General features: G+C 54.0%; 17 protein-coding genes and 1 tRNA gene. All 18 read right to left on the bottom strand.

The features are described 5' to 3' along the window. On the bottom strand, nucleotides 1-323 hold a 323-nt coding region (locus ACYVG7_RS04800), incomplete at its 3' end, for a GTP-binding protein (RefSeq protein WP_460881793.1). Nucleotides 324-386: 63 nt separating this feature from the next. Next, nucleotides 387-2,489, bottom strand: a complete 2,103-nt coding sequence (gene fusA / locus ACYVG7_RS04795) for an elongation factor G (RefSeq protein WP_460882088.1) — start codon at nucleotides 2,487-2,489, stop codon at nucleotides 387-389. A gap of 75 nt (nucleotides 2,490-2,564) precedes the next feature. Then, complete coding sequence (gene rpsG, locus ACYVG7_RS04790; RefSeq protein WP_460882087.1) at nucleotides 2,565-3,035, bottom strand: 30S ribosomal protein S7; 471 nt, start codon at nucleotides 3,033-3,035, stop codon at nucleotides 2,565-2,567. A 99-nt stretch (nucleotides 3,036-3,134) separates the two neighbouring features. Further along, nucleotides 3,135-3,509, bottom strand: coding sequence for a 30S ribosomal protein S12 (gene rpsL, locus ACYVG7_RS04785; protein ID WP_460882086.1), 375 nt, complete (start codon nucleotides 3,507-3,509; stop codon nucleotides 3,135-3,137). 201 nt (nucleotides 3,510-3,710) lie between these two features. Continuing rightward, nucleotides 3,711-3,989, bottom strand: a complete 279-nt coding sequence (gene tusB / locus ACYVG7_RS04780; protein ID WP_460882085.1) for a sulfurtransferase complex subunit TusB — start codon at nucleotides 3,987-3,989, stop codon at nucleotides 3,711-3,713. A gap of 10 nt (nucleotides 3,990-3,999) precedes the next feature. Then, nucleotides 4,000-4,356, bottom strand: coding sequence for a sulfurtransferase complex subunit TusC (tusC, locus tag ACYVG7_RS04775; protein WP_460882084.1), 357 nt, complete (start codon nucleotides 4,354-4,356; stop codon nucleotides 4,000-4,002). A gap of 9 nt (nucleotides 4,357-4,365) precedes the next feature. Continuing rightward, nucleotides 4,366-4,758: a sulfurtransferase complex subunit TusD gene (gene tusD / locus ACYVG7_RS04770; RefSeq protein ID WP_460882083.1), complete on the bottom strand. Its 393-nt coding sequence runs from the start codon at nucleotides 4,756-4,758 to the stop codon at nucleotides 4,366-4,368. 15 nt (nucleotides 4,759-4,773) lie between these two features. Beyond that, nucleotides 4,774-5,160, bottom strand: coding sequence for a RidA family protein (locus ACYVG7_RS04765; protein ID WP_460882082.1), 387 nt, complete (start codon nucleotides 5,158-5,160; stop codon nucleotides 4,774-4,776). A 175-nt stretch (nucleotides 5,161-5,335) separates the two neighbouring features. Beyond that, nucleotides 5,336-9,634: a DNA-directed RNA polymerase subunit beta' gene (gene rpoC / locus ACYVG7_RS04760; RefSeq protein ID WP_460882081.1), complete on the bottom strand. Its 4,299-nt coding sequence runs from the start codon at nucleotides 9,632-9,634 to the stop codon at nucleotides 5,336-5,338. Between the two features lie 85 nt (nucleotides 9,635-9,719). Continuing rightward, on the bottom strand, nucleotides 9,720-13,745 hold the full coding sequence (gene rpoB / locus ACYVG7_RS04755) for a DNA-directed RNA polymerase subunit beta (RefSeq protein ID WP_460882080.1): 4,026 nt from the start codon (nucleotides 13,743-13,745) through the stop codon (nucleotides 9,720-9,722). A 234-nt stretch (nucleotides 13,746-13,979) separates the two neighbouring features. Continuing rightward, a complete protein-coding gene (gene rplL, locus ACYVG7_RS04750; protein WP_460882079.1) occupies nucleotides 13,980-14,345 on the bottom strand; it encodes a 50S ribosomal protein L7/L12 in 366 nt (121 codons plus the stop codon). A 54-nt stretch (nucleotides 14,346-14,399) separates the two neighbouring features. Next, nucleotides 14,400-14,903: a 50S ribosomal protein L10 gene (gene rplJ, locus ACYVG7_RS04745; RefSeq protein WP_460882078.1), complete on the bottom strand. Its 504-nt coding sequence runs from the start codon at nucleotides 14,901-14,903 to the stop codon at nucleotides 14,400-14,402. Nucleotides 14,904-15,139: 236 nt separating this feature from the next. After that, nucleotides 15,140-15,844 (bottom strand): 50S ribosomal protein L1, encoded by a 705-nt coding sequence (gene rplA, locus ACYVG7_RS04740; RefSeq protein ID WP_460882077.1) that lies wholly within the window; start codon nucleotides 15,842-15,844, stop codon nucleotides 15,140-15,142. A 4-nt stretch (nucleotides 15,845-15,848) separates the two neighbouring features. Continuing rightward, nucleotides 15,849-16,277, bottom strand: a complete 429-nt coding sequence (gene rplK, locus ACYVG7_RS04735) for a 50S ribosomal protein L11 (protein WP_460882076.1) — start codon at nucleotides 16,275-16,277, stop codon at nucleotides 15,849-15,851. Nucleotides 16,278-16,407: 130 nt separating this feature from the next. Continuing rightward, entirely contained in the window at nucleotides 16,408-16,950 is a 543-nt protein-coding gene (gene nusG / locus ACYVG7_RS04730; protein ID WP_460882075.1) for a transcription termination/antitermination protein NusG, read from the bottom strand. Nucleotides 16,951-16,953: 3 nt separating this feature from the next. Continuing rightward, the gene (gene secE, locus ACYVG7_RS04725) at nucleotides 16,954-17,337 is read right to left on the bottom strand and encodes a preprotein translocase subunit SecE (RefSeq protein WP_460882074.1); all 384 of its coding nucleotides are present in this window, start codon (nucleotides 17,335-17,337) and stop codon (nucleotides 16,954-16,956) included. 67 nt (nucleotides 17,338-17,404) lie between these two features. Beyond that, nucleotides 17,405-17,481 (bottom strand) — tRNA-Trp (locus tag ACYVG7_RS04720). 52 nt (nucleotides 17,482-17,533) lie between these two features. Then, a partial coding sequence (locus tag ACYVG7_RS04715; protein ID WP_460882073.1) for an EF-Tu C-terminal domain-related protein occupies nucleotides 17,534-18,031 on the bottom strand: 498 nt, incomplete at its 5' end.

Below are 18,031 nucleotides of genomic sequence, written 5' to 3'. Positions count from 1 at the left end.
GCAGCAACAACCAGGATAGCGCCGTCCATTTGAGCAGCACCGGTGATCATGTTCTTCACGTAGTCGGCGTGGCCTGGGCAGTCAACGTGTGCGTAGTGACGTGCCGGGGTGTCGTACTCAACGTGAGAGGTGTTGATGGTGATACCACGAGCCTTTTCTTCCGGTGCCTTGTCGATTTGGTCGAAAGCGAAGGCCTTACCGCCGTAGGTCTTAGCCAGCACTGCGGTGATGGCGGCAGTCAGGGTGGTCTTACCGTGGTCAACGTGGCCGATAGTACCTACGTTAACGTGGGGTTTTGTACGTTCAAATTTTTCTTTAGACACGACGTTGTCCTTCCTATGTTAGAGCCGCTCACCTCGACGGTGAGCGGTGATTACTTACGTAAATTACTTAGAGTGACGCGCTTCGATCACCGCTTGAGCGATGTTGTTTGGTGTTTCGGCATACTTGCCGAACTCCATAGCGTAGGAAGCACGACCTTGGGTGGCGGAACGCAGATCGGTCGCATAACCGAACATTTCAGCCAGCGGCACCAGAGCGCGAACGATCTTGCCGGACGGGCCGTCTTCCATGCCTTCGATGATACCGCGACGACGGTTCAAGTCACCGATTACATCACCCATGTAGTCTTCAGGAGTCTCAACTTCAACCTTCATAACCGGCTCAAGCAGAACAGGTTGAGCTTGCATGAAGCCAGACTTGAACGCCATAGAAGCAGCGATCTTAAACGCCAGTTCAGAGGAGTCAACATCATGGTATGAACCGAAGTGCAAACGAACACCGACGTCCACAACTGGGTAACCAGCCAGAGGACCAGATTTCAACTGCTCACGGATACCCTTGTCAACGCCAGGGATGAATTCACCAGGAATCACGCCACCCTTGATGTCGTTAACAAACTCGTAGCCCTTGCCTTCTGCCAGCGGGTACATATCGATCACCACATGACCGAACTGACCACGACCACCAGATTGCTTGGCATGCTTACCAGTGATATCGGCGGCCTTGGCACGCACGGTTTCACGATAGGCAACCTGCGGCTTACCAACGTTGGCTTCAACCTTGAACTCGCGACGCATACGGTCAACGATGATTTCCAAGTGCAGTTCACCCATACCCGCGATGATGGTCTGACTGGATTCTTCGTCGGTCCATACACGGAATGACGGATCTTCCTGAGCCAGACGACCCAGAGCCAGACCCATCTTTTCCTGGTCAGCCTTAGTCTTCGGCTCAACGGCTACAGAGATAACCGGTTCCGGGAATTCCATACGCTCGAGGATGATCGGGGCGTTTTCAGCACACAGGGTATCACCCGTGGTGACGTCCTTCAGACCGATAGCGGCCGCGATGTCACCTGCGCGAACTTCCTTGATCTCTTCACGCTTGTTGGCGTGCATCTGTACGATACGACCAATACGATCACGCTTGCCCTTCACGGAGTTCAGAACGCTGTCACCAGAGTTCACAACACCGGAGTAGCAACGGAAGAAGGTCAGGTTACCAACAAACGGGTCGGTCGCGATCTTGAATGCCAAAGCAGAGAACGGCTCGCTGTCATCAGCATGACGCTCAGCCGGGGTACCGTCTTCCAGTTGACCCGCGATAGCCGCGATGTCGGTCGGAGCCGGCAGGTATTCAACTACGGCGTCCAGCATCGCCTGAACACCCTTGTTCTTGAATGCAGAACCACAGGTAACCAGGATAATTTCGTTGTTCAGCGCACGCTGACGCAGGGCAGCTTTCAGTTCAAGTTCAGAGAACTCTTCGCCACCGAGGTATTTTTCCATTAGCTCTTCTGAAGCTTCAGCTGCAGCTTCGATCAGCTTCTGATGCCACTCATCGGCAGCATCTTGCAACTCAGCCGGGATCTCTTCGTAATCGAAGGTCACACCTTGGTCGGCTTCGCTCCAGTTGATGGCTTTCATCTTGATCAGGTCGATGACGCCCTTGAAGTTTTCTTCAGCGCCGATCGGCAGTTGCAGCGGAACAGGGTTGCCCTTCAGACGGGACTTGATCTGTTCAACAGCACGCAAGAAATTAGCACCGGTACGGTCCATCTTGTTGATGAAGGCAATACGCGGAACTTTGTACTTATTCGCCTGACGCCATACAGTTTCAGACTGTGGTTGTACACCACCGACAGCACAGTACACCATGACGGCACCGTCGAGCACACGCATAGAGCGTTCTACTTCGATGGTGAAGTCAACGTGACCGGGGGTATCGATGATGTTAATACGGTGCGGTTGGAACTGCTTGCCCATACCACTCCAGAAACAGGTGGTAGCAGCAGAGGTAATGGTGATACCACGCTCTTGTTCCTGTTCCATCCAGTCCATGGTGGCGGCGCCATCATGCACTTCACCGATCTTATGGCTAACACCGGTGTAGAAAAGGACACGTTCAGTAGTGGTAGTCTTACCAGCGTCGATGTGAGCACTGATACCAATGTTGCGGTAACGCTCAATAGGTGTTGCACGAGCCACGATAGATATCCTCTTACTAAGGTCAAACCTTAGATAATGAAAAATTGTGCAGACCCGAGGGCCTGCACAGTCGGATTACCAACGGTAATGAGCGAATGCCTTGTTGGCTTCGGCCATACGATGCACGTCTTCACGCTTCTTGACAGCGGAACCCTTATTGTCAGCAGCATCCAGCAGTTCACCTGCCAGGCGCTGAGCCATAGATTTTTCACCACGCTTGCGGGCAGCTTCTACCAACCAGCGCATTGCCAGTGCGTTACGACGCACAGGACGAACTTCTACTGGAACTTGATAAGTAGAACCGCCAACACGACGAGATTTAACTTCGACGGTCGGACGAATGTGATCCAGGGCTTCTTCAAAGATAGCCAGGTGATCTTTACCGCTCTTGGTAGCGATAATATCCAGCGCACCGTAAACGATGCTTTCGGAGACGGACTTTTTGCCGTCAACCATTACGACGTTAATGAACTTAGCCAGCAGCTCAGATCCGAACTTGGGATCCGGCAGAATTTTACGCTGACCAACAACGCGACGTCTTGGCATTTTGTATTCCTCGTAACTTCAGGTTTTACCCAAAACTAGAAAATATAAATTTTCTAAATAACGTAATTAACGTTTGGCCTTACTTAACGGAGGAATCCATTAAGACTTAGGCTTCTTCACGCCATACTTAGAGCGGGATTGCTTACGGTCTTTAACACCGGCACAGTCCAGCGCACCACGAACAGTGTGATAACGCACACCCGGGAGGTCCTTAACACGACCGCCACGGATCAGCACTACAGAGTGCTCTTGCAGGTTGTGACCTTCACCGCCGATATAGGAGGTGACTTCAAAACCATTGGTCAGACGAACGCGACATACTTTACGCAGAGCGGAGTTCGGCTTCTTGGGGGTGGTAGTGTATACGCGAGTACACACGCCACGCTTCTGTGGGCACGCTTCCAGGGCTGGAACGGTGCTTTTCACAACTTGCTTAACGCGCGGCTTACGAACCAGCTGGTTAATAGTTGCCATCAAAAAGCTCCTAATAGCTTTACAAACATATGAAAAATCCTCCCCGCAGACACGGGGACGCGAAATTCTATGCGCATGTGCTAGGTGAGTCAAGATTTATACAGAGCGTGATCACAAAGCCATCGAAAAGCGGCGCGAAACTCACAGAGTATAGATGGGAAGTGACGTTTTAGTGATCCAGGAGGTGATCTGCACTCATGATCACCAGCGCAGCGGCGAGCCCTGCTCGACAACCAGGCGCACGAATGCCGCCATATCGACAATCTCACCCGCCATAGGGCATAAACCGCGAGCCAGTAAGTCCTCTGCCAGCACGTAGATCGGCACCCCGGCAGTCTGCAGACGGGATACAGAATGTGACACACAGGCAGCGATCACGGCATCTTGCACCAGCAGTAGACTATCGCTCGGAGCCATCAAACTCAGGCACTCATCGAGGACTCGACTCTCGAAGGGTGACTGGCGAACAATGTGCAACATGGCTCAATCCTCAAAAAACCAGACGGACGGCAGAATCCTGCAGCTGGGACTGGAGATCCTGGCGGCTGATGGCTTGTGCCGGAATCAACAACTGCTCCGAGCTTAACTCCCGCTCCTGCAGCGACTCGGCACACACATACACCTGTTCGATATCGTACAACGCCAACAGCTTAAACGTTGGCGCGTAATCTCGCCCCAGAATACCAGCAGGTTGCTGACCCGAGGCCAGCTGGAACACTCCGTCGCCGAGAAAAAATAGCGCCACTTCATCGGTCAGAGCCGAACAGGCCAGTACGGCATCGAGACCTTCCCGGCCTGAGGCCGAGCCATGGGGTGCAGTGCGAAACAGGACAGCAATCTGGTGCATAGCCACTCCTTAAAACTGAACCAATCGATCCACACCAAGAGCCGCCTCAGCTAGCTGACCAAGCCCGGAGAGTACGAAGGGAGCCTCGACATTAGCCACGCTCAAACCGGCCGAATGAGCTTCATCCCCATCCAGTACCCCACGGCGCAAGGCCGCAGCGACACACACATCCAGTTCGACCGCGTGTTCACGGGCCAACGAGACCCAAGCCGCCACCAAGTTTTGCTCATCACTGGCGGGGCTGGTGAGGAAGTTGGCATTGAGCACGCCCTCTTGGTAGAAAAACACCTTTTTCAAGGTGTGTCCCTGAACGATCAGCTCACGGGCAAACAGATAGGCCTGCGCAGCCGACTCGGTGCCATAAGGCGCGCCACAGACCAGTAGCGCAAAACTCAATGCCATAACAAACCCCCGAGACTAGCGAACGACGTAGGCAATCGCTTCCACTTCGACCAGCACGTCTTTGGGCAAACGAGCCACTTCGACACAGGAGCGAGCGGGAGCTGCTTCGCCCAGATACTTGGCATAGACACCATTGAACGCGACAAAATCTTCCATATTTTTCAAGAAACAGGTGGTCTTCACCACACTCTGCGCGGTGGCGCCAGCGGCGGTCAGAATGGCCAGCAGGTTCTTCATCACTTGCTCAGCTTGAACCTCAACGCTCCCCGTGACTAATTCCATCGTCGCCGGATCGAGCGGGATCTGGCCAGATGTGAAAACCAGATCGCCCAAACGAGTCGCTTGCACGTAAGGACCAATCGCCGCCGGGGCCTGATTGGTACTGATGACTTCTTTTTGCATCTGTATGCTCCTTGCTTACTCACACAAAACCCGCCGCGACGGGAAAATACGCGGTGAAGTTTTCGCTGTCTCGGCGGCAGAGTCAAGCCTCGCTCACCATCAAAGCATCACTGCTTCACGAGCACAAAATAACAAAGGGCCCCGCAGGGCCCTTGAATAGTGCATCGTTCTGATGTTACTCGGCGTCGAAACTGCCCGCCGCGTTCAGCAGGTCGGCCAGGTTTTGCTCAGCCTCGTCAGCCGTCACTTGTGGCGCCGGAGCTTGTGCAGCTGCCTTACGCTTCTTGTGACGAGCTTCGTGGTAAGCAAAGCCAGTACCAGCCGGGATCAGACGACCGACGATCACGTTCTCCTTCAGACCGCGCAGGTCATCCTTCTTACCGGACACTGCGGCTTCGGTCAGCACGCGGGTCGTTTCCTGGAAGGAAGCGGCAGAAATAAAGGATTCGGTGTTCAACGAGGCCTTGGTGATCCCCATCAGCACACGGCGATAGGTAGCCGGACGCTTGCCTTCCGCTTCGAGCTTGCGATTAGCAATCTTGGCACGAGCCACTTCGACTTGTTCCCCTTCGAGGAACTCGGTGTCACCACCATCGATGATCTCGCCCTTACGCAGCATCTGACGAACAATCACTTCGATGTGCTTGTCGTTGATCTTAACGCCTTGCAGACGGTAAACGTCCTGTACTTCGTTGACGATGTAGTTCGCAACCGGGCTGATACCGCGCAGACGCAGAATGTCATGAGCAGACTCAGGACCGTCGGCCAGGACTTCACCTTGTTGAACTTTTTCACCTTCGAAGACGTTCAGGTTCCGCCACTTCGGAATCATCTCTTCGTACGCTTCACCACCATCCGTCGGCGTGATCACCAAGCGGCGTTTGCCCTTGGTTTCCTTGCCGAAGGAGATAGTACCGGAGATCTCGGCCAAAATTGCCGGTTCCTTCGGTTGACGCGCTTCGAACAGATCAGCAACCCGTGGCAGACCACCGGTGATGTCCTTGGTACCGCCAGAAGCTTGCGGAATACGCGCAACCGCGTCACCCACGCTCACCTGGGCACCATCTTCCAATTGGACGATGGCCTGACCTGGCAAGAAGTACTGCGCGGAGACTTCGGTCCCCGGAATCAGCACATCCTTACCGTTGGCATCTACCAGTTTCACCGTCGGACGCAGTTCCTTACCGGAGGATGAACGCTCATTGACGTCCAGAACCACCAGAGAGGAAAGACCCGTCAGCTCGTCGGTCTGACGGCTCACCGTGATACCGTCGATCAAATCGATGAACTTGATGCGACCTGCCACTTCCGTGATGATCGGGTGAGTGTGCGGATCCCAGTTGGCGACGATTTCGCCAGCCTTCACCGATTGGCCATCCTTCACTTCCAACACAGAACCGTACGGAAGCTTGTGGCTTTCCTTGGTACGACCCAGGTCATCCATGATGGTCAGTTCGGATGAACGCGAGGTGATAACCAGCTTGCCGCCACTGTTCTCGACGAACTTGGCGTTTTGCAGCTTGATAACACCGGTGTTCTTCACGGTAGCACTGCTTTCAGCCGCCGCACGCGATGCCGCACCCCCGATGTGGAAGGTACGCATGGTGAGCTGGGTACCCGGTTCACCGATGGATTGCGCCGCGATGACACCCACCGCTTCCCCGGCGTTAACCAGGTGACCACGTGCCAGATCACGACCGTAGCAGTGACCGCAAATACCGAAGTCGGTCTCGCAGGTGATCGCCGAACGAACCTTCATGCGGTCAACGGAGTTGGCTTCCAGAATGTTACACCACTGCTCATCCAGCAGAGTGTTACGCGCAATCAGCAGCTCGTTAGTACCGGGCTTGAGTACGTCTTCAGCAACAACACGACCCAGCACGCGTTCACGCAACGGCTCGACCACATCACCACCTTCGATCAGCGGCATCATCCACAGACCTTCAGTCGTGCCGCAATCCGGCTCGGTGATGACCATGTCTTGTGCCACGTCGACCAGACGACGAGTCAGGTAACCGGAGTTTGCAGTCTTGAGTGCGGTATCCGCCAGACCCTTACGAGCACCGTGAGTCGAGATGAAGTACTGGAGTACGTTCAGACCTTCACGGAAGTTCGCCACGATCGGCGTTTCGATGATGGAGCCATCCGGCTTGGCCATCAGGCCCCGCATCCCCGCCAACTGACGGATCTGGGCAGCAGAACCCCGCGCCCCGGAGTCAGCCATCATAAAGACGCTGTTGAAAGAGGCTTGCTCTTCCTCTTCGCCCAAATAGTTAACCGCTGTCTCTTTGGAGAGGTTTTCCATCATCGCCTTGGAAACGCGTTCGTTAGCGCTTGCCCAGATATCGATAACCTTGTTGTAGCGTTCGCCCGCAGTAACCAGACCAGACTGGAACTGCTCCTGGATTTCCGCAACTTCAGCCTCAGCCGCTTCGATGATCGGCTTCTTGGCATCTGGGATAACCATGTCGTTGATACCGACAGAAGAACCCGACAGCGCAGCATAGTGGAAACCGGTGTACATCAGTTGGTCAGCGAAGATGACGGTGTCTTTCAGACCCAGCTTCCGGTAACAGGTGTTCAGCAACTTGGAGATTGCCTTCTTACCCAATGCCTTGTTGGAAACGGACTTGAACCAGGTCTCCGGACGCGCCGCCAGCTCTGCCTTCTCGGCATCGGTCAGCTGCTTCGGCTCGTCAATCAGCGCATATTCCATACCCTTCGGCAGGATCAGCGACAGAATAGCACGACCAACTGTGGTGTTCTTCAGCTCGGTCTTGGCAATCAGCTCATCATTTTCGGTCTTGGTGTATTCAGTAATACGGCACTTGACGCGAGCATGCAGCGAAGCCAGGCCAGCACGGTAGACCTTTTCAGCTTCTTTCGAGCTGGCCAGGACCATACCTTCACCCTTGGCACCCACCTTGGAACGGGTCATGTAATACAGACCCAAGACCACGTCCTGAGACGGAACTATGATCGGTTCACCAGAGGCCGGTGACAGAATGTTGTTGGTCGACATCATCAGGGCACGAGCTTCGAGCTGGGCTTCCAGAGTTAGCGGTACGTGGACCGCCATCTGGTCACCGTCGAAGTCAGCGTTGAATGCCGAACACACCAGCGGGTGCAGCTGGATCGCCTTCCCTTCAATCAGGGTCGGTTCAAATGCTTGAATACCCAGACGGTGCAGGGTCGGAGCACGGTTCAGCATGACCGGATGTTCGCGGATCACTTCGTCCAGGATATCCCATACGACAGCTTCTTCGCGTTCGACCATCTTCTTGGCAGCCTTGATGGTGGTCGCCAGACCACGAGCTTCCAACTTGCCATAGATAAACGGCTTGAACAGCTCCAACGCCATCTTCTTCGGCAAACCGCACTGATGCAGACGCAGGGTCGGACCTACGGTAATAACGGAACGACCTGAGTAGTCGACACGCTTACCGAGCAGGTTTTGACGGAAACGACCTTGCTTACCCTTGATCATATCGGCCAGGGACTTCAGCGGACGCTTGTTGGAGCCGGTGATGGCGCGGCCACGACGACCGTTATCCAGCAGAGCATCGACAGATTCCTGCAGCATACGCTTTTCGTTGCGCACGATAATATCCGGCGCAGCCAAGTCCAGCAGACGCTTCAAACGGTTGTTCCGGTTGATGACACGACGATAGAGATCGTTCAGGTCAGAGGTCGCGAAACGACCGCCGTCCAGCGGTACCAGCGGACGCAGATCCGGCGGCAACACAGGCAGCACTGTCATCACCATCCACTCCGGCTTGTTGCCAGAGAACAGGAAGGCTTCCATCAGCTTCAGACGCTTGGTGGTCTTCTTGCGCTTGGTTTCGGAGTTGGTTTGATCCAGCTCTTCACGCATCTGGGCGATTTCTTGTTCCAGATCGATGGCACGCAGCAATTCCAGAATTGCTTCGGCACCCATCTTGGCTTCGAATTCATCACCATACTCTTCCAGCGCATCCAGATACTGCTCTTCCGAGAGCATCTGACCACGTTCCAACGCGGTCATACCGGCTTCGATCACGACAAATGATTCGAAATACAGGACCCGCTCGATGTCACGCAGGGTCATGTCCAGCAGCAAACCGATACGAGAAGGCAGGGACTTCAGGAACCAGATGTGCGCCACAGGCGACGCCAGTTCGATGTGGCCCATACGCTCGCGGCGTACTTTAGTCTGGGTCACTTCAACGCCGCATTTTTCGCAGATCACACCGCGGTGCTTGAGACGCTTATATTTGCCACACAGGCATTCGTAATCTTTAACCGGCCCGAAAATACGGGCGCAGAACAGGCCATCACGCTCCGGCTTGAAAGTCCGGTAGTTGATGGTTTCCGGCTTTTTCACTTCACCGAAAGACCAGGAGCGGATCATGTCCGGGGAAGCCAGACCGATCTTGATACCATCAAATTCTTCGGTCTTGCTCTGGGCTTTCAAAAACTTTAGTAAGTCTTTCACGTGTGTCTCCCGTCAGGAGTTCAATCTTGGCGCCCCTTGCGGGGCGCCCTTGTCAATCTCGGCTTAATAAGGGGCGGCGAACCCCTTATTCTTCTTCCAGCTCGATGTTGATACCCAGTGAGCGAATTTCCTTCAACAAAACGTTGAAAGATTCGGGCATGCCCGGCTCCATACGGTGGTCGCCATCCACGATGTTCTTGTACATCTTGGTCCGACCATTCACATCGTCTGACTTGACGGTAAGCATTTCCTGCAAGGTATACGCAGCACCGTAAGCTTCGAGGGCCCACACTTCCATTTCACCGAACCGCTGACCACCGAACTGTGCCTTACCACCCAGCGGTTGCTGAGTAACCAGGCTATAGGAACCGGTGGAACGCGCATGCATCTTGTCGTCGACCAAGTGGTTCAACTTCAGCATGTACATGTAGCCCACGGTAACCTGACGCTCGAACGGCATGCCGCTGCGACCATCAAACAGAGTGATCTGGCCAGATTCAGGAAGGTCAGCCAGCTTCAACATCGCTTTGATTTCGTGCTCTTTAGCACCATCAAAGGCTGGTGTTGCAATCGGCATACCCTTGCGCAGGTTTTCAGCCAGCGTGCGAACGGCATCGTCGGAGAATGTAGACAGATCTACCTTCTGACGGCATTCACCCAAGTCGTAAACCTTCTGCAAGAATTCACGTTGCTTGGCCAGATCCTGCTGTTCCTTGATCATGCGATCAATCTTCTCGCCAATGCCCTTGGCCGCAAGGCCCATGTGCACTTCGAGAACCTGACCGATGTTCATCCGCGATGGTACACCCAGCGGGTTCAGAACGATGTCAACCGGACGGCCATACTCATCATGGGGCATATCTTCGATCGGGCAGATCTTGGAAATAACACCCTTGTTACCATGACGACCAGCCATCTTGTCACCTGGCTGGATGCGACGCTTCACGGCCAGGTAGACCTTGACGATCTTCAGCACGCCTGGAGCCAGATCATCACCCTGGATAATCTTCTGACGCTTGGCTTCAAACTTGCGATCAAACTCTTCACGCAGGGCTATGTACTGCTCGGCGATCTGTTCGAGTTCGACCTGACGGCCTTCGTCTTCCAGCGCCTGTTCCAGCCATTTGGCACGACCCAGGCTTTCCAGCTTGGCATCGCTGAAGCCGGAATGAACCAGCAGCGAACGAGCACGACTGTAGATACCGTCTTCCAGGATCTTGAACTCTTCGGTCAAATCCTTCTTGGCATCGCGCAGTTGCATGTCTTCAATTTCTTTGGCGCGCTTGTCTTTTTCCACGCCATCGCGGGTAAAGACTTGCACATCCACCACGGTCCCGTAGACACCGTTCGGCACCCGCAGTGAGGAGTCCTTCACATCGGAGGCCTTCTCACCGAAGATGGCGCGCAGCAGCTTTTCTTCCGGAGTCAGTTGGGTTTCACCTTTCGGCGTTACCTTACCGACCAGAATGTCACCACCCTGCACTTCGGCACCGACGTAGACGATGCCGGACTCATCCAGTTTGGAGAGTGCCGCTTCGCCCACGTTCGGAATATCGGCGGTGATTTCTTCTGGGCCAAGCTTGGTATCACGAGCGATACAAGCCAGTTCCTGGATGTGGATCGTGGTCAGACGATCTTCTTTCACCACATTTTCGGAGACCAAGATGGAGTCTTCGAAGTTGTAGCCGTTCCACGGCATGAAAGCGATACGCAGGTTTTGACCCAGCGCCAGTTCACCCAGATCGGTAGACGGACCATCGGCCAGCACATCACCAGCCACCACTGGCTCACCCGAACGCACACAAGGGCGCTGGTTGATACAGGTATTCTGGTTAGAGCGGGTGTACTTGGTCAGGTTATAGATGTCGATGCCGGCTTCGCCAGGCAGCAACTCATCCTCGTTGACCTTGATGACGATACGGGAAGCATCAGCGTAATCGACCATACCACCACGATTGGCAACCACGGTTACACCGGAGTCAACCGCGACAGCACGTTCCATCCCGGTACCAACCAGCGGCTTGTCAGCGCGCAGAGTCGGAACGGCCTGACGTTGCATGTTCGAGCCCATCAGTGCCCGGTTGGCGTCATCGTGTTCAAGGAACGGGATCAGGGCCGCAGCGACAGAAACTACCTGTTGCGGGCTCACATCCATGTACTGGATCTGATCGGCGTTCATGAAGGTGGATTCACCCTTATGACGGCACGGAATCAGCTCATCTTTCAGCTTGCCGGCATCGTCCACATTGGCATTTGCCTGGGCGATGACGTAGTTGCCTTCTTCGATGGCAGACAGGTAATCGACCTCATCGGTGATCACACCATCCACAACCTTACGATACGGAGTCTCGAGGAAACCGTAATCATTGGTGCGCGAGTAAACCGCCAAGGAGTTGATCAGACCGATGTTCGGACCTTCCGGAGTCTCGATAGGGCACAGACGACCGTAGTGAGTCGGATGTACGTCACGGACTTCAAAGCCGGCGCGTTCACGGGTCAAACCACCCGGGCCCAACGCAGAGATACGGCGTTTGTGGGTCACTTCAGACAGCGGGTTGTTCTGATCCATAAACTGGGACAACTGGCTGGAACCGAAGAACTCCTTCACGGCTGCCGAGATCGGCTTGGCATTGATCAGGTCTTGCGGCATCACCGCATCCAGATCCCCCAGAGACAGGCGTTCCTTAACGGCACGTTCCACACGGACCAAGCCCACACGGAATTGGTTCTCGGCCATTTCACCAACAGAACGGATCCGGCGGTTACCCAGGTGGTCGATATCATCCACTTCATCGTTACCGTTACGGATATCGATGAGCTTCTTCATGACATCCACGATGTCTTCTTTGGTCAGGATACCCAGACCAGTCTGCTCTTCACGATTCAGACGGCTGTTGAACTTCATCCGGCCGACGGTGGAAAGATCGTAGCGATCTTCCGAGAAGAACAGGTTTTCAAACAGCTGTTCAGCCGCATCACGAGTAGGCGGTTCGCCTGGACGCATCATGCGATAGATTTCAACCAGCGCTTCGAGGCGGTTGGTCGCAGAATCGATACGCAGGGTCTCGGACATATAGGCGCCGTGATCCAGTTCATTGGTGAACAGAACCTCGAATTCCTTACGTCCAGCTTGAGACAGGTTGGCGATCGCTTCCAGACTCAGGGCCGTGTTGGCTGCAGCAATGATTTCACCAGTCTGTGCGTTGGCATAATCCTTGGCGGATACCTTACCAACCACATATTCCACTGGTACTTCAATCTGCTTGACGTCAGATTTTTCCAGGTGACGGATATGACGAGCGGTTACGCGACGTCCCTTCTCCACCACGACTTCGTTATTGACCACGATGTCGAAAATGGCGGTTTCACCGCGCAGACGATCAGGCACCAGCTCCATCATGAGCTTGCCTTCTTTGATCTCGAACTTGATAGTTTCGAAGAAGGTCGCCAGGATTTCCTCAGTGGTGAAACTCAGTGCGCGCAGCATGATGGACGCCGGCAATTTGCGACGACGGTCGATCCGCACGAACAGGTTATCCTTGGCATCGAACTCGAAGTCCAGCCAGGAGCCACGGTAAGGAATGACGCGAGCATTGTAGAGCACCTTCCCGGAGGAATGGGTCTTGCCCTTGTCGTGATCAAAGAAGACACCCGGGCTGCGATGCAGCTGGGAGACGATGACCCGTTCAGTACCATTCACAATGAAGGTACCGTTGTCTGTCATGAGCGGAATTTCGCCCATGTAGACTTCTTGTTCCTTGATGTCCTTGACAGTACCGGCAGCTGCTTCTCTATCAAACAGCACCAGACGCAACTTAACGCGCAGCGGGGCGGAGTAGGTCACGCCTCGGATTTGGCATTCTTTTACGTCAAATACCGGCTCACCCAGACGGTAGCTCACATATTGCAGTGCTGCCGTGCCTGAATAGCTGGTGATCGGGAAAACGCTGCGGAAAGCTGCCTCTAGCCCATATGCCCCTTCCGGGTCGGCTTCAAGGAACTGTTTAAAGGAGTCCAACTGAATGGACAAAAGGTAAGGCGTATCGAGAACTTGATCGCGCTTACCGAAGTCCTTACGAATGCGTTTTTTTTCGGTATAAGAGTAAACCATAGGGTTCCTCAGCTCGCTGAAAAGTGACCCACGCTGTCCCCGACGAGGACAGTTCTTTTTTCGACACCGCTTTGTATACCAGACCAAGTTCAACAATCTGGCGCGCTGACGGCATCTAACGGAATTAAACGGTGCGGAGATCCCGTTAGATTACAGCGCAAAAGGGCTGGTGAACAATTATTCACCAGCCCTAGCCTGAAAAATATTCAGGCCGCTAATCTGTAGGGGTACAGATTACTTAACTTCAACAGAAGCACCAGCCGCTTCCAGCTCTTTCTTCAGAGCTTCTGCTTCGTCCTTGCTGACGCCTTCCTTGACCGGAGTCGGAGCGGCTTCTACCAGATCCTTGGCTTCTTTCAGGCCCAGGGAGGTAGCAGCGCGGACAGCCTTGATTACGGATACCTTGTTGGCACCAGCAGCGGTCAGGATAACGTTGAATTCAGTTTGTTCTTCAACAGCTTCAACAGCGGCCGGACCGGCAGCTACTGCAGCAGCAGCAGAAACACCGAACTTCTCTTCCATAGCGGAGATCAGTTCAACAACTTCCATTACGGACATGGAAGCAACGGCTTCGATGATTTGGTCTTTAGTGATAGACATGACAAAAAGTTCCTGTCGTAGAAAATTTAATGTGAAAGCAATCTGTTACAAGAATTAGGCCGCTTCGGCTTCTTTCTTGTCGCGCAGAGCTGCGATAGTACGAACCAGCTTGCCAGCTGCGGCTTCCTTCATGGTAGCCATCAACTTCGCCAGAGCTTCTTCGTAGGTCGGCAGCGTTGCCAGACGATCAATTTGAGCTGCAGGGATGAATTCACCCTGGAACGCACCACCCTTGATGGAGAACTTATCGTTCCCCTTGGCAAACTCTTTGAACAGACGAGCAGCAGCGCCCGGGTGTTCGTTAGAGAAAGCGATCAGGGTCGGACCAACAAATACGTCTTTCATGCATTCGAAATCGGAACCTTCCACTGCACGAGTCAGCAGAGTGTTACGAACGACGCGCATGTATACGCCTGCTTCACGAGCAGACTTACGCAGAGTGGTCATCTTGGCTACGGTTACGCCACGGGAATCGGCGGCAACAGCAGACAGTGCGCCTTTGGCAGCTTCGCTGACTTCAGCGACAATCGCCTTTTTGTCTTCGAATCCTAATGCCATTGGCTTTAACTCCTGGAGTTTAATCTGGGCGAGCCCAGAACTGACAACAACTCCCTTTGTGGGGGAGAACTCGGTGGCAGAATCCAGAAGAAAGTAAATCTTTCTCGCTGGTGTCCGGCACCGTCTACGCAGGGAATTAAGGCTCACGCCTCCTGCGGTCTTGGACGGGAGTCGAGACCCCCAACCAAATAAGGCGCGGAATTCTAACTAAAATTCCGCAACCTGTAAACGCTCAATTAAGCAGCGTTGGTATCCAGAGTAGCTTGGTCAACGGCAACACCGGCACCCATGGTGGTGGAGATGCTTACCTTCTTGATGAACTGCCCCTTGGAAGTAGACGGCTTGGCCTTTTTCAGGGCGCTCAGCAGGGCTTCCAAGTTTTGTTGCAGTTGCTCAGTGGTAAAATCAACCTTACCCAGAGTGGTGTGGATGATACCGTTCTTGTCGTTACGATAACGAACCTGACCTGCCTTGGCGTTATTTACCGCTTCGACAACGTTAGGCGTTACAGTACCAACCTTCGGGTTCGGCATCAGGCCACGTGGGCCGAGAATTTGACCCAGTTGACCAACAACGCGCATTGCATCCGGGGAAGCAATAACGACGTCGAAGTTCATTTCGCCCTTCTTGATCTGGTCAGCCAGATCTTCCATACCTACCAGGTCAGCACCGGCAGCCTTGGCGGCTTCGGCATTGGCACCCTGGGTAAATACGGCAACGCGCACGGTGCGACCGGTGCCGTTCGGCAGAACGGTGGCGCCACGGACGTTTTGGTCAGATTTACGAGCATCGATACCCAGGTTGACAGCGACGTCAACGCTTTCAACGAACTTGGCGGTAGCCAGTTCCTTCAGCAGGGCAACGGCTTCGGTGATGCCGTACTCTTTGGTACCATCAACCTTTTCGCGGATCACGCGCATGCGCTTGGTCAGTTTAGCCATTGTCTTAACCCTCTACTACCAGGCCCATGGAACGGGCAGAACCCGCGATGCAGCGAGCCATCGCTTCCAGATCGGAGCCGGTCATGTCCGGTTCCTTGGTCTTAGCGATTTCAAGCAGTTGAGCCTGAGAAACCTTGCCTACCTTGTCCTTGTTCGGCTTGGAAGAACCGGAGGTGATACCTGCGGCCTTCTTCAGCAGGAAAGATGCTGGCGGAGTTTTGGTTTCAAAGGTGAAGGAGCGATCGCTGTATACAGTGATCACGACCGGAGTCGGGGCGCCCTTCTCCAGCTTTTCTGTACGAGCGTTGAACGCCTTACAGAATTCCATGATGTTCACACCGTGCTGACCCAGAGCCGGACCAACAGGTGGCGACGGGTTTGCGCTACCAGCCTTAACTTGCAGCTTGATATAAGCTGTGACTTTCTTAGCCATGTTTTAAATACCTCAAAATGGGTTCTAGCGCCTCAGACCTCTTTCGAGCTCCTCATCGGCTCCCCAAGAAAAAAGGGGCAGCGAATTATAGAGATATCCACCACCCCTGACAAGTTTACTTGCGTAAAAATCAGGCTTTTTCGACCTGACCGAAATCGAGCTCGACCGGAGTAGAACGACCGAAGATCAAAACAGATACCTTCAGGCGGCTCTTTTCGTAATCGACTTCTTCGACCACACCTTGGAAATCGGCAAACGGGCCATCACTGACGCGAACCATTTCACCCGGTTCAAACAGGGTCTTCGGCTTCGGCTTATCAACCGACTCTTGCAGACGGTTCAAAATAGCATCCGCTTCTTTATCAGAAATGGGAGCAGGACGGTCTGAAGTACCGCCGATAAAGCCCATGACGCGCGGTACGCTACGTACCAAGTGCCAGGAAGTTTCATCCATGAGCATCTGGACCAGGACATAACCAGGGAAGAACTTGCGTTCACTCTTGCGCTTTTGTCCGGCACGCATTTCGATGACTTCTTCGGTCGGTACCAGCACCTCACCGAATTTGTCTTCCATGCCATGCATCTTGATATGCTCTTTCAGAGATTTGGCAACCCGACCTTCATAGCCGGAGAAAGCCTGTACGACGTACCATCTCATGCGTTGTTCACTCATGGCTTAACCCTTAACTCCGGTAATGAAATCCACCGCCCAGATGAGCACGCCATCCAGCAGGAACAGGAACAGCCCGACGACAGCAACCACCGCGAAAATGATCAGAGTTGTCTGAATGGTCTCCTGACGGCTTGGCCACACCACTTTGCGGACTTCGATGCGAGACTCACGGGCGAAGTCGAGAACAGACTTGCCTTTTCCGGTTTGCAGCGCTACGACACCCGCGATGACAATTGAAACAACAACCGCCACGATACGGATAAACAAGGCTTGCTCACTAAAGACATAGTTGCCCACGATCGCAGCCGCCAGGATGATGAAAACCAGGCTCCACAACAGGGTATCTTTGGCCTTGCTGCCGCCCTGGCTCTCAGTATTCACACTCATACAACCTACCTGTTTCATAATTTACTTATTTAAAAGACGCGAAAGCCCCGCGCTCGGCGAGGTAAGCTGGCAGGGGCGGAGGGATTCGAACCCCCAACCATCGGTTTTGGAGACCGCTGTTCTACCAATTGGAACTACGCCCCTGCAAAACAAAGCCCCTATTATAGGGGCCTTGCGACGCGTTTGTCAGCCAGGATTACTCGATAACCTTGGCAACAACGCCTGCGCCTACAGTACGACCACCTTCACGGATGGCGAAACGCAGACCTTCGTCCATCGCGATCGGGCAGATCAGGGTGACAACCATCTTGATGTTGTCGCCTGGCATGACCATTTCTACGCCTTCCGGCAGTTCGATGGTGCCAGTCACGTCGGTGGTACGGAAGTAGAACTGCGGACGGTAGCCCTTGAAGAACGGAGTATGACGACCGCCTTCTTCCTTGGACAACACGTACACTTCAGATTCAAACTTGGTGTGCGGGGTGATGGTGTTCGGCTTGGCCAGTACTTGACCACGCTCTACGTCTTCACGCTTGATACCACGCAGCAGAACACCAACGTTCTCACCAGCACGGCCTTCGTCCAGCAGCTTGCGGAACATTTCCACGCCGGTACAGGTGGTCTTGGTGGTTTCCTTGATGCCGATGATGGCAACTTCTTCACCTACCTTCACCACGCCGCGCTCTACACGACC

It is taken from the genome of Pseudaeromonas pectinilytica (assembly GCF_054780855.1).
The sequence above is the reverse complement of the archived record's forward strand: the minus strand, read 5'-3'. Positions and strand labels throughout refer to the sequence as shown.